Raw genomic sequence first — 18,620 nt, forward strand, 5'->3', positions numbered from 1 at the left:
ATCTCTTTATGTAAAGAAACTGGTTTATTGTTAATCTAAGTATTTAAATGTATTTGCGAAAGTCCTATATATATTAAAGATGCTTAACATAATGTAAAGTAATATTAACATGGTGGTGGTATGGAAATTATTTATATATTTTTGTTTGCATTTATGCTGTTATTTTTATGGATTTTCAAAAAAAGAACTAAAGAGTTAAGAAAATTTTATAATATAGGGGGTATTTTGCTATCTTTAATGTTGGGCATTGTTGGGGGGATTTTGTGGATTTTATTCTATGAAAAATTCAGATTGGCAGCGTTTAATGTTGTTATGACTATTTTATACTTCATTTTTGCATGTTTGATAAGAACAAAGATGGGAAAAATTGAGTTGGATGAATTTGCAGTTGATATTTCTAATAAAGTTTCCCATGATTTGCTAATCTCTTTTGGTGTGTTTATATGTGTTTTAGTTACTTATAGTTTAACTAAACCAATAATCTTAAATCCACATGGGGTTGGTTCTTTTGCTTTCTTCATACTTTTTGGATATAACTGTCTTTTTTATTTTTACTATCGAAAATACGTTGGGGGAGATAATGAATAAAATTATCCTTGGATTTTTGATGGGACTTTTAATAACAATATCAGCAGTTCTACTTGTATTTTTGAATTTGAAGGATATTGCAGTTTTGTTAATATTTTTAATTGCATTAGGGGTATTTATCTATTCAATTAAGAAAAATCACCCATTATTTGGAGATACAGAGGAACAGTTAAGTATTCTTATAATTGGAACTATTTGGGGATTTTTTTGGATTTTGGGAGTTTATTTATCCTCAAAATTGAGTATTACTTTAATTGGTTTGTTGATTGTTTTATTTTCAGTAGTTATTGAAATAATAATCTCAAAAATAACAAAAATAAATGTAAATGAAGAACTTATTGATGAATTAAAAGTAAGAATTATGGAAAAGAGTGGATTCAAAGCAATATTCTCATTTTTATTTTCTTATTTTGTGTTTAGGTATTTGTTGATGTTTGTTGAATTAAATCTGAAGATATCAATTTCAGATGCATTTTTATTTTCCATAATGATGCTAATCTCTCAACTCATAATTTTTAGGGTATATTATACCTTAAAATTTAGTTAGGTGATAATTTGAACACTATTGAAGAAAGTTTGGTATTAATTTTTGGAATTTTATCAGGGGTTGTTCTTTACTACCAACAAATTTATAATTACTTATTTGATGTGGAATTGGGCTTCTTTATGTTGTTGTTTATGGTTTATTTTGCAATAATTGTAAAATATGGTAATTCAGAAATTGTTGATGAAAAAGAACTGCAAATTAAATATTTAGCATCATACAGAACTTTAAAGGCATTTATAATATCTATTGGATTGTATTATCTTTTAGGGAAGTTATTTAAAACTTATTAAAACTTATAATTATGATTTACATGTTGGGGATGTTTTTCTTACAATTTGGATTATTTATTTGGTATTTTACCTTTATTACTTTAAAAAATATACTTAGGTGATTTTATGGAATTAAAGACCAAAATAAAACTTATCTTAGCAGTTGATTTTTTAGCAGTTTTATTTTTACCCTTATTAATTAAAAATTGGAAAATTGCATTATCGTTTTTATTAGCAATCTTTATATCTTGGCTATTTATTGATAAAAAAGATATAAATGAAAGGTTATATGAAAATTTATTAGCAATAAGTGTTGGATATATAGAGGGAATTTTAATATTCCTTGGAATTGTTTGTAATAAAGTATTTTTGGATATTGTTGAAGGAATATTTGCAATAATTATTTTAATAGTTATATTGGTTCTATTCCCAAAGTATAAGTTAATATTTGAAGTTTTCGATGAATTTGTTGAAAATCTTCAACAAAAATCAGGATTTTTAACTTTGGTGTCATTTTTTGGTATATTATTACTTTGGAGGTGTTTTTGTATATATTAAACGTAAATTGTCAAAAAGAGATTGTTATTAATGCTTCTGATTTTCTTAGAACAATTGGAGTTGTAGTTTGTTCAAATCTGCTAATATTGCAGGTCTATACATTTAAAAAGTTTTTATAGTGAAACAATGAAAAATAAATTAAAGATTTATAGGGCAATGCATAACTTAACTCAGGAAGATTTGGCGAGAAAGTTGGGAGTGAGTAGACAAACAATTATTGCAATAGAAAAGGGGAAATACGACCCATCTTTAAAATTAGCATTCAAAATAGCAAAGTTTTTTGGAGTTAGGATTGAAGATATATTTATTTATGATGAAGATGAGTGATTTTGGTGATATCATGATAATCATAGATACTGCAAAAAAAGAGGATATTGATGATATGATTAATCTCTTGAAGCAACTTTTTGAAATAGAGAAAGATTTTGCCCCAAACTATGAAAATCAGAGAAAAGGCTTAGAACTTTTATTAAACAATAAAGATGCAATAATTTTTGTTGCGAGATATAATGATAAAGTAGTTGGAATGTGTTCTATTCAAACTTTAATATCAACTGCTGAAGGAGGAAAAGTTGGAATTTTAGAAGATTTGGTGGTTGATGAGAATTTTAGGGGAATGGGTGTTGGAAGCAAACTTTTATTAGAGGTAGAGAGATATTGTAAAGAAAATGGTTTGTTGAGATTATCTCTACTCGCAGATAAAGATAACAAAAAGGCACTTGAATTTTACAAATCCAGGGGATGGAAATTTACAAACTTAATATGCCTAAGAAAATTTTTTGGTGAGTAAAATGGGAGTACAATTTAACGATTTAATCCCAAAAAAGGAAATTCCAATAAAATATCTATCAGGAAAAACTGTTGCTATAGATGGGATGAACGTCCTTTATCAGTTTTTGTCAAGTATTAGGTTGAGGGATGGCTCTCCTTTAAGGAATAAGAAAGGGGAGATAACTTCAACATACAATGGAATATTCTATAAAACCATATATATGCTTGAAAATGACGTAACACCAGTATGGGTGTTTGATGGAAAACCGCCAAAATTAAAGGAAAAAACTCGAGAAGAAAGAAGAAAAATGAGAGAAAAGGCAAAAGAGGAATTTATAAAAGCAAAAGAAATAGAAAATATTGAGGAGATGCAAAAATATGCAAAGAGAATGAACTTTTTAACAAAGGATATCGTAGAGAACTCAAAAAAATTATTGGATTTAATGGGAATTCCTTACGTAAATGCCCCTGCAGAAGGGGAAGGGCAAGCATCATATATGGCGAAAAAGGGTGATGTGTTCTGTGTTGTTAGTCAGGATTATGATGCTTTGCTTTATGGAGCCCCAAGGGTAGTGAGGAACTTAACTGCAACAAAAGAAGAGTTGGAGTTAATAGAATTAAAAGAGGTTTTAAATGAGTTAGGCATTTCTCACGATGATTTGATAGATATGGCAATTTTGATTGGAACTGATTACAATCCAAAAGGAGTTAAGGGCATCGGACCAAAAAAAGCACTTGAAATAGCAAAATCAAAAAACAAAGAACTTTACTTAAAAGCAATTGAAAACTACGAGGAAATTAAAAATATATTTAAAAATCCAAAAGTTACTGATGAGTATAATATAAAATTAAAAAAGCCAGATAAAGATAGCATTATAAAGTTTTTGGTTGAGGAGAATGATTTTTCTTTGGATAGGGTTCAGCCACATGTTGAAAAACTCTGCAAATTGATTGAGAAAAAAACAAAACAAGTAACTTTAGATGCATGGTTTGGAGGTTAAGTTTTAAATCTCTTTTTAAAAATGAGGGATGATGAAACATCGATGTGCTGATTATGAAGAGAACCTTCTTCCTGACCTCATTTTTATTTTAGAATATCTTTAATGTTTCCATAAATAACCTCACTCTTGCAGAAACTTGGTAGATAAACTCCTGCTTTACCTGAGTTTGTTGCTACTCTTTTATATCCCATATCTTCAATTGGAGCCACTACCATGCAGGTATCTTTAACTATCTCCCCTCCTGCTTTTTCTATAATCCTTGTGTATCCCATTCTATCTGCAATCGCCTTCATATGCAAGGATGTGCAAATCCATAAATCGCATTTTAATTTTATGCTGTTCTTTTTTATGAATTCCGCTATTTCTTTAATTTCTCTTAAACTGCAGTGTGGACATCCAATGCATATTAGATCTGGGGCTTCATTGCAGGTGTTTAATTCCTCATAAGCATCTTTAATATCATCCATATCAATGGTGATTTTTTCCAAATTATCATCTATGGCTTTTTTTGCCTCAGGAGTTATGTTCTCTACATGGTATAGAGCGACCCCACTACTTGCCGCCATTGCTGCTCCAAGTGCCTTTAATTCATCATTATTAATATTTTTTATGTTTTTAAAGTATGGAATGCCATTTTTTACAGTCTTTCCAACAATATAACCCAAAGCACCATAAACATCAATACTTGGATTTTCAATATTTACCTCAATTATGTGTGTTGCTTTCCTATTCTCATCCAAATGATAGCCATAATATGGAGTTTTCCCAATTATTGCACTTGCTAACGCTGCAGGACCTCCTTCTCTATTAGTTTTTGCCCCAATAACTGAATTTGCAAAACTCACTGCAGAACTCTCTGCCCATGCGATATGCTCTCTAAATCTTGGAAGGTTTCCAGTTAGGTAAGGAGTACAGGTACAACTTATCTCGGCCCCAATTTTTTTAAAACAATCTATGATTTCAAGTTGCTTTTTTGCAAAATCCTCTGGAAATCCCAATTTTTTCCAATTATCCACATCCATTCCACAGGGATTTAGGGTAGAAGGCACAGAAACCTCAACCTTTTCATTTGCAAAATCCCTCAAAAACTCCAATCCAATATCGCCAATTGTTTTGTAAGAGACTCCTGAAATTTGGGATGATGAGATGGGAATTAATTTCTCCGCCCCATAAATATCTCCAAGTGATACAAGGAGATTCATGCATTTTTCTAAAACCTCTCCATATTCTCCATCGTATATTTTTTCCTCTTCCTTTGTAAGATACATATTAACTTCACCAATGAACTTTATGAATAAATTTTTAAAAGATTTATAAATAATTTGTTATTCAAAGTTTGAATTTTTTTGCTTAATGGTGAGAGAATGAAAGCACATCCAATAAAAACAAGATATATCAAACCAGGAGAGGATTTTATTCCAATTGTCATTGAAAGTTTGAAAAATAGTAAAATAAGATTAGATGATGGGGACTTTGTTGTTTTAAGTGAGAAGATGGTTTCAACAAGTGAGAATAATTTTGTTGATGAAAAGGATGTAAAACCAAAATTTTGGGCATATCTCACCTATTATTGGTCAAAATATTTATGGGGATGTATTTTGGGGCCTTTGTTGGGAACAAGAAAGGATAGGGTAAAAAACCTCAGAAAAATGCCAAAAAAAGAGACGTTGAGGCATAAGCAAGTAGTTATTGACCATGTTGGTTTAATCTATGCTCTAAAACCTGCATCAGAAGGAGGTGTTGATTTAACAAATGTTCCGGGAACTTATGCTTCCCTATTACCAAAAGAACCAAAAAAATGGGCGGAGAAATTGCATAGAAAAATAAAAGAGGAGTTTGGTGTTGATGTTGTTGTTATGGTTGTGGATACTGATGCAACGTATAGGTTTTTTAAGTGGTATGTAACTGCTCTCCCTTATGCTATCGATGGGATTATTGGCGGAATTGGGGTTTTGGGATATGTTATTGGAAAAATTGGGAAAAAGTTGGGTGTTGGTGGATTGGTTGGGGCTACACCATTAGCCATTGCTGGAAATGAAATCTATAAAAAATATCCTTTGGAAGAGATATTAAAAATAAGTGATTTAGCAGATAACTCACATATAACAACAAAATCCATCCATGATGTTATGAAGAAATATAATACCTTTGAAATTACAGTTGAGATTTTGGAAGAATTAGAGCATACTCCAGTTGTTGTTGTTAAGATTGAATAGTGTTAAAATTTTGTTTTCCCTCTTTTATGTCCTTTCTATATGCTTCCAATAGATAATTTTTCTTTCCAGTATATTCTGCAATTGTTTTAAAATCTACGCTTAATTTTTCTTTGTATTTTTTATCCCTCAGAAAGTGATGGTCTAAGATGAGTTGTGCATCTGTATTTTTTAATATATCCTTCAAATTTTCATCTACCTTTTTTAGATTCTCCTTTCCAAACATTCTTATTAAGTATGTTGGAGGACCGCTCATTATTATTAAATTTGGATGCTCATTTATTATATAATCCTTCAAATCATCAAAAATAACTCCTTGGATATCAGAGGCATGTAAGAATGTAAAGTTTTTATCTTTTATGGTTGTTAGCAAAACATATCCCAACTTATCATCCTTTCCATGTGGAAATGGTGGGGAAAATTTAATTTGGGTGTTTTTGAAGTTGAAGGTTTTGTTATCTGCGTAGTGTATTTCTTTTGCTATGTTTTTGACATTCTCTAAGAATGTCTCTGCCCTCTTCATCTGACTCCTGTTTATAAATTCTTTTGGATGCTTTATGAGTAAAATCTTATCCTTGTAGAGAGTTTTTGCATAATCCTTTGAATCCAAATACTCATCATCATGAAATGGCGTGTAGTGGTCATAATGGTAGTGGGAGATGGTTATTATATCAGATTTTTTGGCAAAATTATTTAATATTTCTCTCAACTTTCTCAATTGCTCAAATTCTATTTCGTTTGGAGGTAAGCCATATCTCTTTGGTGCTATTGCTACACCAGGGTCTATTAAAACTTTAACATCCTCTGTTTCAACATAAGTTGCTAAACTCCTGACACCAAAACTCTCACTTGCTATTGGGATGATTTTCATACTCCCACAATTCAATAATTATTCAATAGATATTGCTTGGTCTGGGCACTGCAATACGCAAAGATTGCATTTTGTACATTTGTCCTCATTTACTGGAATTGGTGGATAGATACCCTTTTTATTTAATTTTTTTGATTTTTCAAAGACATTCCTTGGACAAACCTCAATACATATATCGCATCCTTTGCAGAAGTTTTCGTTTATCTCTATCATTTTTCTCCTCCTCCATGTTTGCTTTTCTTGGTCTTATCTTTATGGTTTTAAGAATTCTTTTTCATCATCAATAAAAACACTCCCTCTTTTATTTAAATCTTTAATATATACTTTTAACTATTTCCCGTATATTCTTGATTGAGTTTATTAGTGCAGAAATAAAATAAGAAACAAAAATAAAAATATAAAAAATCAATAAGTTACTCCATTAATTCTGTGTCCTCATGAGAGTATGGTGGAAAACTGCAACACAATATCTTTAAAGGAACGTCACTTATGTTTTCAATCTTATGGGGGGTTTCGGGAGGGATGCATATAGTATCCCCTTTTTTAACTTCAAATTTTTCATCACCTAATGTCATTAATCCTCTACCTTCCAAAATATAATATATCTCCTCAGATTTATGATGCTTATGCAATAAAGTTTTAGAACCTGCTGGAATTATTGCCTCTGCTAAACTTTGTTTTACATCCCCGTGGGCACTTGGATGTATCAATTCCTTAATTATTGAACCATCTTTGGTGATATATGGTTTAATTTTATCGTATTCAGTTTTTATAATTTTCATGGTTTCAACCATTTGCATGGTCTTTATCGGATATTTCTCAATCTATTAAAAAATTATTTTTCTCCCCCACCATGTTTGCTTTTTCTTGGTCTTATTTTTATGGTTTTTAGGAATTCTTTTTCATCGTCAATAAAAACACATTCCCCTTTATTTAAATCTTTACCGTAGTTCCCATCAAAACATTAAATATATAACTCAATAGATATATAGTATCAAAAAAATAGTTGAAGGTGATAACATCGTTGAAGAGAGCGTCCCAAAGCTTAAACGATTAATAAATCTCATGTGGGCTAAGTTCTATCTAACTGTAGAGAAATATAAGTCACCATACGCCCGCAGAGAGAAAATATCCCTCTTGGACTTAATAATCTTTTCGGTTCTATGTATGATATACTTCGGTGGATGTATAAAAAGGGGTATGAATTTTTAATCGAAGGGTTGGGATTGTTTCCGAAAATAAGATACAACAAATTAGTTGAGCGATTAAACAGATATGAAGAACTTTTATTCGAAATTCAGAGCATATTTTTAAATAAAAACTGTTTATTGTCTATAGATACAATTCCAATCGAAACAAAAGAACTTATAAGGAAATATAGACATGAAAAAATAGGAAAATCAATGTTAATTAAAAAAGATGGTATAGTTGGCTACAATGCATCAAAAAAACGTTATTATTTCGGATATAAAGCAACATACACTACTGACGGAATGTATCTAACTCTATTGTTTGTAAGTCCTGCAAATCAGCATGATTTGGATGTCTTGAAAGATAATTATAAACTGTTTGTTAAGAACTTCTCAAACTGCTCTATAATTGGAGATAAGGGTTATATAGATGAAGGTTTTCAAAATATGTTAGGATGGGGAAACGTTTATTTCGAATCTATAAAAAGAAATAACATGATTAAATCGTTTATAGAAAAGATAAAGTATAAAATACTAAATAAATTGAGAAAAACTATCGAAACAAACTTTTCAAAGTTGGTTGAAATGTTCCCAAAGCGTATAAGAGCCATAAGTAAAAGAGGATTTAGCGTTAAATTATTGCTCTTTACAATCGCCTATAATATTAAGACGTTGTATGATGTTAAATTTAGGTAAGTTTGTTAATAATGGTTATTACTTCAATTGCTAAAACTTAATAGTATCTAACTATTTCCACATTGTAATTATATATCTAAATGTGTGATGGGAATTAGGGTTTTTATAATCCAAAAAATCAATTAATGTAAATTAATAAATAAATAGTAAAAATAAAAAATAAAATTATTTGCTAACTTTAACGACACCCCCAAATCCCTTAGAAACTTTCCTACCAATTCCCAAGTAATTAGGAATGTTGAAATTAACCGCAAACTCTCCTGTGAACCCAATGAATCTGTTTCCCTTATATTTAACAACTAAATCCTCAACATCCAAAACTTCTGCCCTCAACGTTTCCTTAACAGTATAATCCAAATACTTACTCATAGACAAAATGTTTCCAACTAAGATTTTTTCAAGCAATTCCTTCCTTCCACTCTCATCCAACTCTTTATACTTTGCATAATTTTTCTCATTCAAAGCAATCCATGGGGAGATGAACTTGTATCCCATCATCTCATCAGAGACGCCAAAGTCCTCAAACTTAACTTTTGCGTAACCTCCAACAACATCATAGACCTTATGATTCAACTCTAACTTATTGATATTCAATATAATCTCTCCTAAAATGTTTATTCCCTCTTTTATGCCAATTAAAACCGCATCACCACCAATAATCTTGTATTGGATTTTTGGGTAAGTATAAACAAATCCATTACCACTGTGGTTGTGTAAATCTTTATAATCCTCTTTGTTGAACTTATTCAAAATATATCCTCTCAAATATGGTATTTGGGATTTTTTTAGTGGCTCATTTGTTTTTAATCTGCATATTAAGATAGGAAGTTTCATAATTTCACCAAAATTTTTATAATATTATTGTTTTGTTCTCAACAACTTTAAAACCAGTTTCTTCATCATAATATTTTTCATTAATTTTATCTAAATGCCCAAATAGGATATCCTTCCCTTTTATATCATATTCTGGAATACTTATAACATAATCATAAAATTCTTTCTTTATCTTTAAAAATTCTCTTCTCCTCTCAAATACATCATTTATTTCCTTAATCCCCTCATATTCTTCCCAAACCTCTTCCGCTCTATCTTCAATACAAACAAACAAATCAATAGAAGGAATATTTTCGATTAGTTTAAATTCTTTTTCAATATTTTCATACTTAAATTCTTCAATAGTTCTTAGAATTTCTTTGGATTTGTCTTTATAATTACTTAATTTTTTGAAATACTTATTATTTAACTTCAAAAACTCCCTTTCATCAATAACATCATAATTATTTAGCAATTCCTCTGTTTTGGTTATGAGATGCTTCTCGTAAATATAGGATGCAAATCTTCGTCCATTCTCATCAATCAATTTAACAATATTAACAATTCCCCTCTTCCCCTCATTGTGCCTATTACACCTCCCAGCAGTTTGGTTTAGACAATCCAAAGGGGCTATATCCCTATAAATAACATCAACGCTAATATCAACGCCTGCTTCAATTAATTGGGTTGAAACTATAATCTTCCTATTTTTGTTTTTATTGATGTCTTTAATTCTTCTTAATCTCTCTTTTGGATAGATGCTTGTTGAGAGGTAATAAAAGTCTCCTTCCAAATCCATTTCCCTTAAAGCATTATAAACCTCTTTTGATGATTTTATTGTATTTAAAACAATAAGATAATCATCATTTGGATTGTTTTCAATATCCTCACTAACTATATCAATAAATTCCTCCAAATCCATCTCATTTTTATAGATTTTCATTTTTGTTCTGTTCATTTTTTTGAAATACTCATCCTTATTGTTTAAAAGTTCTACACTATTTTCAAAAATCATTGGTAGTGTTGCTGTGCATAGGATAAAGTAAATATTATACTCTTCTGCTAAAAAGTTGAAGATTTTGTTTATCGCATGCCAATATTTATAAGGAATTGCTTGTATTTCGTCTAAGATAATTATTGAATTGCTTAATGCGTGGAATTTTTTTTAGGTTTTTGTTTTTGTTGCTGAATATTGTATAAAATAGTTGCATAAATGTTGTTGTTATTATTTTTGAATTCCATGTTTCTATTAAGTGGAGGGATTTATCTTCTTCGAGAACATTCTCCTCATTTTCATCTAATTTGTAAGAAACCTCGCTTAAATGATGATGCTTCAAAAGAATATCTGAAGATACTGGTTTATCCAAAATTTCACTTAAAACTTCATCTAAAACCTTATAATTTTGGTCTATAATACTTAAAAATGGTAGGCAGTATATTATTTTCATCTCAATGCCTATCTCACTCTTTATTTTATTTGCTAATTTTAATGCAAAGTTAAATATAGCCAAAGTTTTCCCCATTCCAGTTGGTGCATTTAGGGAGTAAATTTTGTGCTCTAAATTTATTTCATCAACTTTTTTAGCAACTTCAAAGAACATTTTTGTTCTTAGATAATCAATTTCATTCCTCTTTGGAAAATTTTTAATGTATTCTTCTATGCTATTTGGAATTGTTGGATTGGTATTTATTTTTTTGTCTCTAAATATTGCATCTTCCTTGTCTGAACTTATTAATAAAGAAAATAGATACATATACAAAAAATAAAATTCGTATTTTAAATTATCCTCTTCATACTCGAGTTCATCATATATATCCTCCAATTCATTAAAACACTCTAAAATATCTGAAAAATCACCTTTAATTGTAGGGAGGTTGTTTTCTTCTAAAATGCCATTTATAAAATCAATATTTAACGCATCAAACTGCTCTTTTAAAATATCCTGGTTCTTCTCGATGTAAAAATCGTGTATTGGATTGTTGATAAATGAGTGATGGTTTTTTACACATAAGGAGAATAGTTGATAATAATCGTTATTAATACCATTATTTTTGAGGTATTCTCTAATTATATAATTTGTCAACAAAAAAGATATTGCTGAATGTTTTTTTTAAAGAACTTTTAACTTTCTCTCCTCTAATATATTTTTGAAAATAAGTGGTTGACTTCCCAAAATCGTGAGATAAGGAGATAATTTTTAGTATATTATTTATTATCTCCCCATCAAAATGGTTTAGTTTTGGATGCTTGTATTTTTTTAATGCCCTACTTTTCGTGTTTATTAAATGGTCTTTTAATGAGTAATTTGGGTGAGATAGAAGCATAGTCCCTCCTCAAATAAATGTTATGTTTTCATTTATTTCAGTTATTTTCCAATATCCTCCTACTTTGCATTTTATAGGCTTTCCGTTTTTTTCATAAAAAATATCTACATATTCAGTTGTTATTCTCCCCCCATTCATTTCATTTGGTATTTTTGCGAATAGATATTCCTTATTATCTTCAAAGTTAATATCTTTTATATTATCCCTTCTAATAACTGAATTTACCTCTACAAAATCATCGCTTTTTAATTTAACAACTTCAAACTCTCCAATATATTTGAAATTTGCAATCATCTCGCTTATTCCCATGTATGGGGTATAAATTGTTTTATGTTCTTTTAAAAGTTCTTTTAATTTGTTATGTAATTCATCATCTCTCAAATTAACGTAGATTCTATATTTGGGGTTTTTTAACATTTCAAATCTTATTTGTGTTCTTGGTTCATGTCCTTTCTTTTTTATTGGAATGAAATAATTTCCCTTTGTATTAATCAAATTTAAAGCAAAATTTACCTTTTTTATTGGGCTTAATATTCTTAATGCAATGTTTGTTGTATCAGCGTTTATATGTTTTAAATACTTTTCTTTATCAAATCCTAAAACTGCCCCCAATATCCCATAAATTGTTGTTTTTGGTATTATATCATAAGTTAAAGGACTTGTTGTCGTGTATATCTTCTTAAAATGCCCATAATCCCCCCAAATATCAAAAACTAAAACCTTCATGATTCCACCAAAAATAAAAATTTAAAATTTAAAGGACTATTTCCTTAAATGGAAGACCAACATCTGAGTTAAAGTTAAACTCTTCTCCATTATAAACCAATCTTAATCTTTTATCCCAAATATACTCAATGCCCTCAATTTTGTCTTTATTTTCTTTCAACAAATCAACTAATTCAGTTATATCTACCTTAAAGTCCTTAACATCTCTAATTTTCTCATCTTCAATATCTGAAACCAATTTTAAGGTTTTATCCAAATCACCAATGTGGTAGTTATTTTCCTTATAATTAACCTTAATTAGTAATCTTGGTGTATGTCCTACTTTGCTCCTACTAATGAGGTTTTTTGTTCCGTTCCACATTGCTTCAACTAACTTTTTAACATCTTCTTCTGTTAAATTCGTTGTTTTTGCGGCATTTTCGTTTATTATCCCATAAAAAGCAATTAGTGAATAAGGAACTACCCAATATTCTGTGAACGTTCCCTGACCCTTACCTTCTTTTGAAGGCATTACAGTAGTTCCTTTTATCAGTTTTGGAGAGACCTTATGCAAACTTCTTCCAAATCTAAATTGAACTGGACCAGTAAAAGTTATAGTTTTTCCTTTAACTGCTGTTGTTGCTCCAAATAACCTAATATCAATCATTTTTAATAAATCCTCTGCTTTTTCTATTTTTAGTTCATTTAGCCTATCTTCTTTTGTTTTTAATGTTCCATCTTCCTCTCTTACTTCCTTTATGAAAATCTCTTCTCCAATACTATCTAAATAATCCCTAATTGTTCTCTTTAACCTTACATCACTAATAATATTGACTCCTGTTTCCTCATCAATTCTTGGCTTGTTCTCATCCAATGGGTCTCCGTTTGGATTTGCATCTTTAACATCATATAAAAATAAAATTTCACTCCTGTTTTTTATTACCATTACTCATCCCCTCCTTTACTTTTAAATCTATCACTCATTGCCATCCCTAACGAAAAAATATAGGAAATTTCATTATTATTCAATTTCCAATCATTTCCTGCTTTTATAAGATATTCAGCAACCTTTTCTCTCAACTTTTTATAATATAGGCTATTATCTTCCTGCTCATATTCCATAAGTTTTTGGTTTGCCTCTTTGAAGATATTTTTAACCTTAATTTTGTCTAATTTTAGACCATAGAGTTTTGACTGAAATGGTTTTGAACCTCTCTTTTTGTATTGGAGATTAAGGAGTTTATTCACCAAAACCCCCAACAAAAATACACCTTTTTTCTCATCCCTATCAAAAAATCCATTATAATTATTGAAGAGCTCATCAATTTCATCATAAAGATAATATTCTTTATCGTCTCCCATAATATCCCCCTCCAAAATATTCAAATTCATTAAATAAAGGATAATCATGAATGATTTGTAAGCAAATAATTCAAATGGTTCATCTTTAATAAATTTCTCTCTAATTTTTGAAATAAACACATTAATGAGGCAGTTGTAATCAACTTTTTTATTTGTTATTATGATATTCATTAACCTTAGAAAATCTTCATTTCCAAAAAACTCCTTTATATATCCAAATCTAAACCTTAAACCTTCCTTATCTTCAAAGTTTTGTAAAATATTTGTATAATATTCTTTTTCTTTCTTTGAAAGTTTTTTGTATTTTAGTTTGAAATGTTTGAATATTCCATAATTTTCTATTTTGTCGATTTCTTCATACAATCTCCTAAATCTTGATGGGAGGACATCCTCAACCATTTGAGTTATTTTGAAGTCATTCCCTTCTCTAAAAAACATAAAAGAAATGTATAAGTAAATATCTCTTTTTGAAAGAAATTCAAACAATTTCCTTTCTCTATATGAATAATCCTTTGTTCCGAAATCTTTTGCCATTCTCTCAAATCTTTTTAATACTTTCCCAACATTCTTCTCATCCAAAACCTTTGGAATGATGTATAAATCATTCCCATAAAATCTTACCTTTAAATGCTCATCTAAGTAGTTTTTTCCTTCTTTAACATATAAAGCACATTTTAAGCATATTGGGAATGTCTTCCACGCTTCATCTGGATTTAAACCGCTAACATTTCCAATTTTGTCTATGGTATAGAATCCAAACTCCCTAAATAATCCAAAAACTTCCCCTTTTTCGTTACAAATTGAACAAATACCAACACCTTTTGCAGCAATATTTCCTGTTTTCATATAGTAGTAATCCATAGTTGCCTTATGCACAAAATAGTCCATAAACTCCCCTATATCTCCAACATAAAATTCTTCATCACCTTTCCTAATAGTTATTGTTAAAATAACACCATCTTTTGGATAGTTTTTCTTTAATTTTTCAATATCTTCAATAATTTTTTCTGCATTATCTTTTAGTGCTGTTTCTAATCTTTTTAAAAAATTGGTCTTTTTGTATTTCTTTGCATCTGCAACTGCTTTTAATATTTTATTTCTAAATGTTTTTTCAGCATCAACCAATTTAGATGTTGGGCTTAAATCAGCACCTCTTGGAGAGCCTTTTTTATATAGCAGCCTTAAAATCATAGATGAGTCAAATCTATCATCAAAAACTCCTAAATAGTTAAAATCTCCATCAAATGCAATTTTAAAGATTATATTATATTTCCCATCAACATCTGGATTTTCTACAAGTATAGACAGTGGATTATTAATGTCTTTCCCCTCTTTTTCAATAATATACTTCCCAATTGTTGCCACACTTGATAACATTTTTATCCCTCACTATAACAATTTAAATAAGTAAAAAAATATTATATATAATTTTTGGAATTTTAAATTGGTGGAACTATGGATATTGTTTTAAAATCTTATGGATTTTTTATATCTAAAAAAGGAGATAGATTTGTTTTTGAAGTAAAGGAAAATGGAGAAGTAAAGAAAGTAGAAATTTCTGCAAATAAAGTTGAAAGAATTATTTTAGGAAAAGATGGAACAATAACCACATCAGCAATAAATTTGGCAATAGAAAATAACATTCCAATAATATTTCTAAAGAATGAAGAACCAACAGCAATGGTTTGGCATTGCAAATTAGGTAAGACTGGGAAAATTAGAAGAAATCAAATAAAATTTTCAGAGACCGTTGAAGGAATAAAATATGCATCAAAATGGATTGAAAGAAAAATGAAAAACCAGATTAGTTATTTGAAAGAATTAAAAAAGAACCACAACCATAAAGGAGATTTTGATGGATTGGTTGAGGGCATAAAAGGATGTATTGATGATTTAAATGATTATTTGAGTAAAATTGATGGCAATATTCAAAAAAGAACCATAAAGGATACCATCATTGGTATTGAAGGATTAGCATCAAAGTATTATTTTGAAGGGATTAATTATGCCCTCCCAGAAAAGTATAAGTTCAAAGAAAGGAGTAGGAGGCCTGCAAAAGATGAATTTAATGCTTTATTGAATTATGATTATGGGATGTTATATCCAATTGTTGAAAAATGCTGTATTGTCGCTGGTTTAGACCCCTATGTTGGATTTATCCACTCCGATGGATATAATAAGACAACCTTAGTTTATGATATAATTGAAATGTATAGGGTTTATGTGGATAGAGGAGTTGTGAATTTCATAAACAAAAAGAAAGTTAAAAATGAGTTTTTTGTTCCTTTGCATAATGGAATATCGTTATCAGAAATTGGGATTGGAGAGTTTGCATCATTTATGAATGAAAGTGTATTCAATAAAGAGTTTGAATTTAAAAGAAAGAAGTATAAACTTCCTGATTTCATCCAAAAAGAGTGTTATGAGATTGCAAATTACATAAGGGAGAGATATTTATGATTTATGTAATTTATGATATAAGTGATGATAAAATTAGGAAGAGAGTTTCTGATAAATGCCTAAACTATGGATTATTAAGAATTCAAAAAAGTGTGTTTGCTGGAAGTTTGAATAAAAATAGAATTGATGAGTTGAGAGTTTTTTGTGAGAATATTATTGAAGAAAATGATAAGGTCTATATTATTAGGTTTGCGAGAAATGCTTTGGAAAGTTGATTTGCATTGGTGAGGAGTTTGATAAAGATTTAGTTAGAGATAATAAAAAGACCATGGTGCTTTAAATGGAATTGGAAGAGATGATTACTGTATCTGATGTTGTTGAGTATATGTATTGTCCAAGGTTTGTTTATTTTGAGAGAGTCTTGGGGATTCCTCAACATGAGGAGAAGAGAGAAAAGGTTTTAATCGGGAGGAATATTCATGAATTAAAGGAAAAAATAAACAAAAACTATATTAGAAAATCCATAAATGCAAAGGCAAAGTTTTTAAATGTATATTTATCCTCCAAAAAGTATCGGATTGTTGGTATTGTGGATGAGGTTTTGGAGTTGGAAGATGGAAGTTACGCTCCTCTTGATTACAAGTTCGCAGAATATAAGAATAAATTGTTCAAAACGCATAAGTATCAATCCATTTTGTATGGATTATTAATTAAGGAGAATTTTAATGTTGAAGTCAATAGGGGTTTTGTAGTTTATGTAAGAAGTGGGAATTTGGTTAAAGAGATAAAGTTTAAACAAAAGGACTTTGATGATGCAATTGGATTTATTGACTTAATTTTTGATATTATTGAAAATGAGGAATTTCCATTAGATATTAAAGTCAATAAAAGGAAGTGCATTGATTGTTGTTATAGGAATAGGACTTTCGCAAATACATTTAAATACTTAGATTAACAATAAACCAGTTTCTTTACATAAAGAGATTATGGCATTCCCAACGGCTATTCGATTTAGTTCTCTTCTAAACTCATACCAAGTAATCTTTTTATCGATTCTAATTTTCTCTAAAATAAAGAAAGCCCTCATAGCTAACGAAATATGACCTAATACTGGAAATCTTTTTCTAACGAAGAAATTTCCAATATTGCAGCACTGTTTAACTCCTCTGTGGAACTCTTCGATTCTCCAAGAGGCGTTTTTGACCTCTTGAAATTCTCCGAAACTCATAAATAGGTTATTCGTTATATAATATACTGCCTTTCCGTTTTTGGAAAGGCAGAAGAGTTTGACATATCCTACTTTCCTTAGATAAACGATTAATCCACTTTCAGGAATTTCTCCAAGTTCTTTAATCGAAATCCACTCACCGTTTTTGGAGAGGTTTATCTTCCTGTTCCTTTTAATTCTGCAGAGGTAAAATAAACCTAACTTATCGATAAGTTTTAAGTTTTCTTTGCTCGAATACCAACTATCGAAGCAGATATATCGAATATTAAATCCCCTTTCAACTAAAGAGAGTATTATTTCCCTACATAAATCATTCTTCGTCTTTCCATCCCTTGGTCTATCATAAACTCTAAATCGATTGGAATGATGTTCTTTCCATTCGTAGCAATACAATCAACAACATGCATGTCCCATAACTACTCGTTTATGTAGATTACTCCAACAATAATAAGTAAATTCTGTTGATTTTCGAATAAAACTTATCTATAACAAAATCATCTATAACGAAAATGTTATATTCGGGAGTTATAAAGTTTTTCATGAAGTTAAATAGATTCTCTTGTGGGTTAAGACCCTCATTCCAAAGAATTCGATTTATGGTATCGTGAGATACGTTTATTCCGAAAATGCGTAATGTTTTAGATAGTTCTATACACGAATTAAACTCTGACAATAGAAGAAAGAGCATATAAACAATTGCATTCGCTTTTTTGAGAATATTCTCACCATAAACAATTTTTATTCGAAAAATAGTAAAATGTTGTGGTAGAAATATCTTATCATAAATGCTATATCATTATATTCGAATATGCTTGCGAAAGTCCTACTTAATTAAAAAATAACTGCAAAGAATTACAATCATTCCAATCAGCCATAAAATCCTATTATTATTTATAACCCTAATTCCCATCACACATTTAGATATATAATTACAATGTGGAAATAGTTAGATACTATTAAGTTTTAGCAATTGAAGTAATAACCATTATTAACAAACTTACCTAAATTTAACATCATACAACGTCTTAATATTATAGGCGATTGTAAAGAGCAATAATTTAACGCTAAATCCTCTTTTACTTA

24 protein-coding genes and 1 pseudogene are annotated in these 18,620 nt (G+C 29.5%); 13 read left to right on the top strand and 12 right to left on the bottom strand.

Annotated elements, in window-relative coordinates; genetic code table 11:
- The first annotated feature begins 225 nt into the window (after window positions 1-225).
- From METFODRAFT_RS07080 to fen, 8 genes are all read left to right on the top strand, one after another.
- Window positions 226-588 (top strand): hypothetical protein, encoded by a 363-nt coding sequence (locus METFODRAFT_RS07080; RefSeq protein ID WP_141564089.1) that lies wholly within the window; start codon window positions 226-228, stop codon window positions 586-588.
- On the top strand, window positions 581-1,135 hold the full coding sequence (locus tag METFODRAFT_RS07085; RefSeq protein ID WP_007044893.1) for a hypothetical protein: 555 nt from the start codon (window positions 581-583) through the stop codon (window positions 1,133-1,135). Before METFODRAFT_RS07080 ends, METFODRAFT_RS07085 begins: the two co-directional genes overlap by 8 nt.
- Window positions 1,136-1,143: 8 nt before the next feature.
- Window positions 1,144-1,425 carry a DUF2178 domain-containing protein gene (locus METFODRAFT_RS07090; RefSeq protein WP_007044894.1) on the top strand — a complete coding sequence of 94 codons (282 nt, stop codon included), beginning with the start codon at window positions 1,144-1,146 and terminating at the stop codon, window positions 1,423-1,425.
- Window positions 1,426-1,530: 105 nt separating this feature from the next.
- Window positions 1,531-1,962 carry a hypothetical protein gene (locus METFODRAFT_RS07095; protein ID WP_007044895.1) on the top strand — a complete coding sequence of 144 codons (432 nt, stop codon included), beginning with the start codon at window positions 1,531-1,533 and terminating at the stop codon, window positions 1,960-1,962.
- Window positions 1,950-2,081, top strand: a complete 132-nt coding sequence (locus METFODRAFT_RS11725) for a hypothetical protein (RefSeq protein WP_281034042.1) — start codon at window positions 1,950-1,952, stop codon at window positions 2,079-2,081. The genes METFODRAFT_RS07095 and METFODRAFT_RS11725 overlap by 13 nt, the downstream gene beginning before the upstream one ends.
- A 7-nt stretch (window positions 2,082-2,088) precedes the next feature.
- The gene (locus tag METFODRAFT_RS07100; RefSeq protein ID WP_007044896.1) at window positions 2,089-2,289 is read left to right on the top strand and encodes a helix-turn-helix transcriptional regulator; all 201 of its coding nucleotides are present in this window, start codon (window positions 2,089-2,091) and stop codon (window positions 2,287-2,289) included.
- 13 nt (window positions 2,290-2,302) lie between these two features.
- Window positions 2,303-2,752 carry a GNAT family N-acetyltransferase gene (locus METFODRAFT_RS07105; RefSeq protein WP_141564090.1) on the top strand — a complete coding sequence of 150 codons (450 nt, stop codon included), beginning with the start codon at window positions 2,303-2,305 and terminating at the stop codon, window positions 2,750-2,752.
- A gap of 1 nt (window position 2,753) precedes the next feature.
- Window positions 2,754-3,734, top strand: a complete 981-nt coding sequence (gene fen / locus METFODRAFT_RS07110; RefSeq protein WP_007044898.1) for a flap endonuclease-1 — start codon at window positions 2,754-2,756, stop codon at window positions 3,732-3,734.
- Between the two features lie 83 nt (window positions 3,735-3,817).
- Here the strand turns inward: fen and METFODRAFT_RS07115 are convergent, their stop codons facing one another.
- Entirely contained in the window at window positions 3,818-5,002 is a 1,185-nt protein-coding gene (locus METFODRAFT_RS07115) for an aconitase X (RefSeq protein ID WP_007044899.1), read from the bottom strand.
- 96 nt (window positions 5,003-5,098) lie between these two features.
- Between METFODRAFT_RS07115 and METFODRAFT_RS07120 the strand changes: the two genes are divergently transcribed.
- Window positions 5,099-5,950 (top strand): coenzyme F420-0:L-glutamate ligase, encoded by an 852-nt coding sequence (locus METFODRAFT_RS07120; RefSeq protein WP_007044900.1) that lies wholly within the window; start codon window positions 5,099-5,101, stop codon window positions 5,948-5,950.
- On the opposite strand, the gene METFODRAFT_RS07125 is transcribed toward METFODRAFT_RS07120, so the two are convergent.
- The 3 genes from METFODRAFT_RS07125 to METFODRAFT_RS07135 form a co-directional block, all read right to left on the bottom strand.
- Window positions 5,937-6,818 (bottom strand): MBL fold metallo-hydrolase, encoded by an 882-nt coding sequence (locus METFODRAFT_RS07125; RefSeq protein WP_007044901.1) that lies wholly within the window; start codon window positions 6,816-6,818, stop codon window positions 5,937-5,939. The two genes, METFODRAFT_RS07120 and METFODRAFT_RS07125, sit on opposite strands and share 14 nt — an antisense overlap.
- An 18-nt stretch (window positions 6,819-6,836) precedes the next feature.
- Complete coding sequence (locus tag METFODRAFT_RS07130) at window positions 6,837-7,031, bottom strand: 4Fe-4S dicluster domain-containing protein (protein ID WP_007044902.1); 195 nt, start codon at window positions 7,029-7,031, stop codon at window positions 6,837-6,839.
- Window positions 7,032-7,231: 200 nt separating this feature from the next.
- A complete protein-coding gene (locus METFODRAFT_RS07135) occupies window positions 7,232-7,600 on the bottom strand; it encodes a cupin domain-containing protein (RefSeq protein WP_048115737.1) in 369 nt (122 codons plus the stop codon).
- A 444-nt stretch (window positions 7,601-8,044) separates the two neighbouring features.
- Between METFODRAFT_RS07135 and METFODRAFT_RS09735 the strand changes: the two genes are divergently transcribed.
- Window positions 8,045-8,704: a transposase gene (locus tag METFODRAFT_RS09735; protein ID WP_245528914.1), complete on the top strand. Its 660-nt coding sequence runs from the start codon at window positions 8,045-8,047 to the stop codon at window positions 8,702-8,704.
- 165 nt (window positions 8,705-8,869) lie between these two features.
- On the opposite strand, the gene METFODRAFT_RS07150 is transcribed toward METFODRAFT_RS09735, so the two are convergent.
- From METFODRAFT_RS07150 to METFODRAFT_RS07170, 7 genes are read right to left on the bottom strand one after another with little or no spacing between them, the layout of a single operon-like run.
- Entirely contained in the window at window positions 8,870-9,538 is a 669-nt protein-coding gene (locus tag METFODRAFT_RS07150) for a CRISPR-associated endonuclease Cas6 (protein WP_007044904.1), read from the bottom strand.
- 16 nt (window positions 9,539-9,554) lie between these two features.
- Window positions 9,555-10,655 carry a CRISPR-associated helicase Cas3' gene (gene cas3, locus METFODRAFT_RS11555; RefSeq protein WP_083820865.1) on the bottom strand — a complete coding sequence of 367 codons (1,101 nt, stop codon included), beginning with the start codon at window positions 10,653-10,655 and terminating at the stop codon, window positions 9,555-9,557.
- Window positions 10,618-11,601 (bottom strand): CRISPR-associated helicase/endonuclease Cas3, encoded by a 984-nt coding sequence (locus METFODRAFT_RS11560; protein WP_083820866.1) that lies wholly within the window; start codon window positions 11,599-11,601, stop codon window positions 10,618-10,620. The genes cas3 and METFODRAFT_RS11560 overlap by 38 nt, the downstream gene beginning before the upstream one ends.
- Complete coding sequence (locus METFODRAFT_RS09740; protein WP_007044907.1) at window positions 11,582-11,842, bottom strand: hypothetical protein; 261 nt, start codon at window positions 11,840-11,842, stop codon at window positions 11,582-11,584. The genes METFODRAFT_RS11560 and METFODRAFT_RS09740 overlap by 20 nt, the downstream gene beginning before the upstream one ends.
- Window positions 11,843-11,851: 9 nt before the next feature.
- Complete coding sequence (gene cas5b, locus METFODRAFT_RS07160; protein WP_007044908.1) at window positions 11,852-12,568, bottom strand: type I-B CRISPR-associated protein Cas5b; 717 nt, start codon at window positions 12,566-12,568, stop codon at window positions 11,852-11,854.
- Window positions 12,569-12,596: 28 nt separating this feature from the next.
- Window positions 12,597-13,493 carry a type I-B CRISPR-associated protein Cas7/Csh2 gene (gene cas7b / locus METFODRAFT_RS07165; protein WP_007044909.1) on the bottom strand — a complete coding sequence of 299 codons (897 nt, stop codon included), beginning with the start codon at window positions 13,491-13,493 and terminating at the stop codon, window positions 12,597-12,599.
- Window positions 13,493-15,286, bottom strand: a complete 1,794-nt coding sequence (locus METFODRAFT_RS07170; RefSeq protein WP_007044910.1) for a TIGR02556 family CRISPR-associated protein — start codon at window positions 15,284-15,286, stop codon at window positions 13,493-13,495. The genes cas7b and METFODRAFT_RS07170 overlap by 1 nt, the downstream gene beginning before the upstream one ends.
- 78 nt (window positions 15,287-15,364) lie before the next feature.
- On the opposite strand from METFODRAFT_RS07170, the gene cas1 reads away from it, so the two are divergent.
- From cas1 to cas4, 3 genes are all read left to right on the top strand, one after another.
- Window positions 15,365-16,369, top strand: a complete 1,005-nt coding sequence (gene cas1 / locus METFODRAFT_RS07175; protein WP_007044911.1) for a CRISPR-associated endonuclease Cas1 — start codon at window positions 15,365-15,367, stop codon at window positions 16,367-16,369.
- Complete coding sequence (cas2, locus tag METFODRAFT_RS07180; RefSeq protein WP_007044912.1) at window positions 16,366-16,584, top strand: CRISPR-associated endonuclease Cas2; 219 nt, start codon at window positions 16,366-16,368, stop codon at window positions 16,582-16,584. Before cas1 ends, cas2 begins: the two co-directional genes overlap by 4 nt.
- Window positions 16,585-16,649: 65 nt before the next feature.
- The gene (cas4, locus tag METFODRAFT_RS07185; RefSeq protein ID WP_048115739.1) at window positions 16,650-17,264 is read left to right on the top strand and encodes a CRISPR-associated protein Cas4; all 615 of its coding nucleotides are present in this window, start codon (window positions 16,650-16,652) and stop codon (window positions 17,262-17,264) included.
- On the opposite strand, the pseudogene METFODRAFT_RS07190 reads toward cas4, so the two are convergent.
- Window positions 17,256-18,255: pseudogene (locus tag METFODRAFT_RS07190) on the bottom strand (IS701 family transposase). The gene cas4 and the pseudogene METFODRAFT_RS07190 sit on opposite strands and share 9 nt — an antisense overlap.
- Window positions 18,256-18,620: the final 365 nt, after the last annotated feature.

Source organism: Methanotorris formicicus Mc-S-70 (assembly GCF_000243455.1).
Classification (GTDB): Archaea; AGJL01; Methanococci; order Methanococcales; family Methanococcaceae; genus Methanotorris; species Methanotorris formicicus.

Bases quoted from the DNA above. Each gene is read 5' to 3' on its own strand.
- METFODRAFT_RS07085 (WP_007044893.1), top strand. From the start codon at position 581: ATGAATAAAATTATCCTTGGATTTTTGATGGGACTTTTAATAACAATA.
- METFODRAFT_RS07095 (WP_007044895.1), top strand. From the start codon at position 1,531: ATGGAATTAAAGACCAAAATAAAACTTATCTTAGCAGTTGATTTTTTA.
- METFODRAFT_RS07100 (WP_007044896.1), top strand. From the start codon at position 2,089: ATGAAAAATAAATTAAAGATTTATAGGGCAATGCATAACTTAACTCAG.
- METFODRAFT_RS07105 (WP_141564090.1), top strand. From the start codon at position 2,303: ATGATAATCATAGATACTGCAAAAAAAGAGGATATTGATGATATGATT.
- fen (WP_007044898.1), top strand. From the start codon at position 2,754: ATGGGAGTACAATTTAACGATTTAATCCCAAAAAAGGAAATTCCAATA.
- METFODRAFT_RS07115 (WP_007044899.1), bottom strand. From the start codon at position 5,002: ATGTATCTTACAAAGGAAGAGGAAAAAATATACGATGGAGAATATGGA.
- METFODRAFT_RS07120 (WP_007044900.1), top strand. From the start codon at position 5,099: ATGAAAGCACATCCAATAAAAACAAGATATATCAAACCAGGAGAGGAT.
- METFODRAFT_RS07125 (WP_007044901.1), bottom strand. From the start codon at position 6,818: ATGAAAATCATCCCAATAGCAAGTGAGAGTTTTGGTGTCAGGAGTTTA.
- METFODRAFT_RS07130 (WP_007044902.1), bottom strand. From the start codon at position 7,031: ATGATAGAGATAAACGAAAACTTCTGCAAAGGATGCGATATATGTATT.
- METFODRAFT_RS07135 (WP_048115737.1), bottom strand. From the start codon at position 7,600: ATGAAAATTATAAAAACTGAATACGATAAAATTAAACCATATATCACC.
- METFODRAFT_RS07150 (WP_007044904.1), bottom strand. From the start codon at position 9,538: ATGAAACTTCCTATCTTAATATGCAGATTAAAAACAAATGAGCCACTA.
- METFODRAFT_RS09740 (WP_007044907.1), bottom strand. From the start codon at position 11,842: ATGCTTCTATCTCACCCAAATTACTCATTAAAAGACCATTTAATAAAC.
- cas5b (WP_007044908.1), bottom strand. From the start codon at position 12,568: ATGAAGGTTTTAGTTTTTGATATTTGGGGGGATTATGGGCATTTTAAG.
- cas7b (WP_007044909.1), bottom strand. From the start codon at position 13,493: ATGGTAATAAAAAACAGGAGTGAAATTTTATTTTTATATGATGTTAAA.
- METFODRAFT_RS07170 (WP_007044910.1), bottom strand. From the start codon at position 15,286: ATGTTATCAAGTGTGGCAACAATTGGGAAGTATATTATTGAAAAAGAG.
- cas1 (WP_007044911.1), top strand. From the start codon at position 15,365: ATGGATATTGTTTTAAAATCTTATGGATTTTTTATATCTAAAAAAGGA.
- cas2 (WP_007044912.1), top strand. From the start codon at position 16,366: ATGATTTATGTAATTTATGATATAAGTGATGATAAAATTAGGAAGAGA.
- cas4 (WP_048115739.1), top strand. From the start codon at position 16,650: ATGGAATTGGAAGAGATGATTACTGTATCTGATGTTGTTGAGTATATG.